3 protein-coding genes are annotated in these 3,046 nt (G+C 68.7%); all 3 read right to left on the reverse strand.

Annotated elements, in window-relative coordinates; translation table 11 throughout:
• The coding region (murD, locus tag WB785_RS13740; RefSeq protein ID WP_424079890.1) for a UDP-N-acetylmuramoyl-L-alanine--D-glutamate ligase at positions 1-774 on the reverse strand (774 nt) is incomplete at its 3' end.
• Position 775: 1 nt separating this feature from the next.
• A complete protein-coding gene (mraY, locus tag WB785_RS13745; RefSeq protein WP_424079891.1) occupies positions 776-1,858 on the reverse strand; it encodes a phospho-N-acetylmuramoyl-pentapeptide-transferase in 1,083 nt (360 codons plus the stop codon).
• On the reverse strand, positions 1,855-3,046 hold a 1,192-nt coding region (locus WB785_RS13750), incomplete at its 5' end, for a UDP-N-acetylmuramoyl-tripeptide--D-alanyl-D-alanine ligase (protein WP_424079892.1). The genes mraY and WB785_RS13750, both read right to left, overlap by 4 nt.

Here is a 3,046-nt window from a genome sequence, read left to right on the forward strand (position 1 = left end):
CCCGAATTCCCCGGCGGCCGGTTCGCCGAGCCGGAAACCGACCCGGATCGGCGCCTGGGTAGTCGCCAGCAGCGCCGCCGCCCGCGCGTCCTCCAGCCCGGCAACCGCCACCCGGCCGGTCAGCACCCGGGCCTTGTCGGCGGTGTAGTCGGCAAGGGTCGAATGCCAGTCGAGATGGTCTTCGGCGATGTTGAGCACCACGCCGGCCTCGGGCCGGACGGACGGCGCCCAATGCAGCTGGAAGCTGGACAGCTCGACCGCCAAAAAGTCAGCGGGCTGGTCCAGCACGTCGAGCACCGGGCTGCCGATGTTGCCGCACAGCGTGCTCCGCAGGCCCGCCGCGGTGAGCATGGCCTGCAGCATGGACGTGGTGGTCGTTTTCCCGTTGGTGCCGGTGACCGCCAGCCACCGGCGCGGTGGCCCGTAACGGCCGGACGCGTCGAGCCGCCAGGCCAATTCGACGTCGCCCCACACCGGGACACCGGCGGCCCCGGCGGCGACGGGCACCGGTGCAGTCGGTGGGAATCCAGGACTGGTAACGACCAAGGCGTAATCGCCGATGCGCTGGGCGGCGGTAGCCGAATCCAGGGTCGCTGTCCCGGCGTCGGAGAACTGCCGCCGGGTCGCCGGGTCGTCGTCGCAGAGCGTTGGCGACACACCCAGCGGCCTCAGCGCCGCCACAACAGCGCGGCCGGTCACACCGCCACCCGCGACCAGCACCGGCATGCCGGGCTCCAGGTCGGATATCGAACCGCGCGCGGGGTCGCGGTTCATGTCAGCGGCCGCCGGTCGCGGCCAGCCACTCGCTGTAGAACAGCGCCACCCCCAGGCCGCAGCTGATGGCGGTAAGCAGCCAGAACCGGATGATCACCGTGGTTTCGGCCCAGCCGACAAGCTCGAAATGGTGGTGGAAGGGCGCCATCCGAAACACCCGGCGACCGGTGGTACGAAAGGCCAGGATCTGCATCACGACCGAGGTGATCTCGGCGACGAACAGCGAGCCGAGCACCACCGCGAGGATCTCGGTGCGGCTGGTCACCGAGATCCCGGCGATGATGCCACCGAGCGCCAGCGATCCGGTGTCGCCCATGAAAATCTTCGCCGGCGCGGCATTCCACCACAAAAACCCGATGCAGGCGCCCGCCGTCGCTGCCGCGACGATCGCCAGGTCCAGCGGATCGCGCACGTTGTAACAACCCGGGCCCGGCGTGACGGCGCACGCGTTGCGGTACTGCCAGAAGGTGATCAGCACGTAGGCGGCGCAAACCATGGCCATGGCGCCGCCCGCCAAACCGTCCAGCCCGTCGGTGAAATTCACCGCGTTCGACCACGAGTAGACGATGCCCACGCAAAACAGCACGAAAATTACGGGACCCAATGCGACGGTGGCGATTTCACGTACGTAGGACAGGTTGGCGCTGCCCGGTGTGAGGCTGGAGTCGTTGTGGAACTGCATCACCAGCACACCGAAGAGCACGGCCGCGGTGATCTGCCCGACCGTCTTGGCCGTCTTGTTCAACCCCAGGTTGCGCGAGCGCCGAATCTTGATCAGGTCGTCGACGAACCCGACAGCGCCCAGCGTGGTGGCCAAAAATAGCACCAACAGACCCGACGCCGACGGCCCCTCGCCGTTGAAGGCCAGTCCGGCCAGGTGAGTGCCCAGGTAAGCCGCCCAGATGCCGGCCAGGATCGCCACTCCGCCCATCGACGGCGTTCCGCGCTTGGTCTGGTGGCTCGGCGGGCCGTCTTCGCGGATCTCGTGACCGAAGCCCTGCCTGGTGAACAGCCGGATCAGCACCGGGGTCAACAAGATCGACACCGTCAGCGCGATGGCTACGGCGATGAGGATGTCGATCATCGGGACTCGCCCTGGCCGTGGTCAGATATGGGCGCGTCGGCGACCAGCGAGTCGGCGAGTGCGCCCAGGCCCGCAGCGTTGGAAGCCTTGACCAGCACCACATCCCCGGGCTGCAGTTCGGCCCGCAGCAGTGCCAGGGCTGCGTCGGCGTCATCGACGAGCGCAGCCTCTCCGGACCATGAGCCCTCCATGACCGCGCCGTGGTGCATGGCGCTCATAGACCTCCCCATTCCCACGACAACGAGTCGAGACACATCTAAGCGCACCGCCAGCCGGCCGATGCGGTCATGTTCAGATATTGCGTCCTCGCCCAGCTCGGCCATCTCGCCCAACACCGCCCAGCTGCGGCGCCGATCCGCCCCGCCGCCGCGGGCGATCCAGGCAAGCGCCTGCAATCCGGCCTGCATCGAATCGGGGTTGGCGTTGTAGGCGTCGTCGATGACGGTGACCCCGTCAGCGCGGGTGTGCACCCGCATCCGGTGCTGCGACACCGGGCCGGCGCCGGAAAGCGCGTTGGCCACCTGCTCGGCGCTGGCGCCGCATTCCAGTGCCACCGCTGCCGCGCATAGCGCATTGCTCACCTGATGGTCGCCGTGCACTGCCAGCCGGACGTCGATGGTGGTGTCGACCGAATGCAACGTGAACTGCGGCCTGGCCAGCTCGTCGAGCGTCACCGGACCGGCCCACACGTCAGCGGGGCCGTGTCGGCTGACCCGGACCACGCGGGCCGAGGTCACTTCGGCCATCGCCGCTACCGTGGGATCGTCGACGTTGAGGACGACCACTCCCGACCGTGGAACAGCCTGCGGCAGTTCGGATTTGGTTTGGGCGATGGCGTCGCGTGAACCGAACTCGCCCAGATGCGCGGTACCGACATTGAGCACCACCCCGACGGCCGGCGGCGCGATCGCCGCCAGCTCGGCAATGTTGCCAGGACGGCGCGCGGAGAGCTCCAGGATCAGGTAGTCGGTGCTGCCGGTGGCGCGCAGGACGGTCCAGGGGTGGCCCAGCTCGTTGTTGAACGACCCGGGCGGCGCCACCACTTCGCCGAGCGGCTCGAGCACCGCGGCCAGCAGGTCTTTCGTCGAGGTCTTGCCCGACGAGCCGGTGATCCCGACGATCGTCAGCCCGCCGGCCACCAGCTCAGCGGCCACCGCCGCGGCCAGTTTGGCCAACGCGGCCAACACC

Origin of the sequence: Mycobacterium sp., from assembly GCF_049585075.1 — a bacterium.
In the GTDB taxonomy this organism is placed as follows: domain Bacteria; phylum Actinomycetota; class Actinomycetes; order Mycobacteriales; family Mycobacteriaceae; genus Mycobacterium.

What these genes read in the sequence shown, in the direction of transcription:
- mraY (WP_424079891.1), bottom strand. Translation starts at nt 1,858, where the DNA reads ATGATCGACATCCTCATCGCCGTAGCCATCGCGCTGACGGTGTCGATC.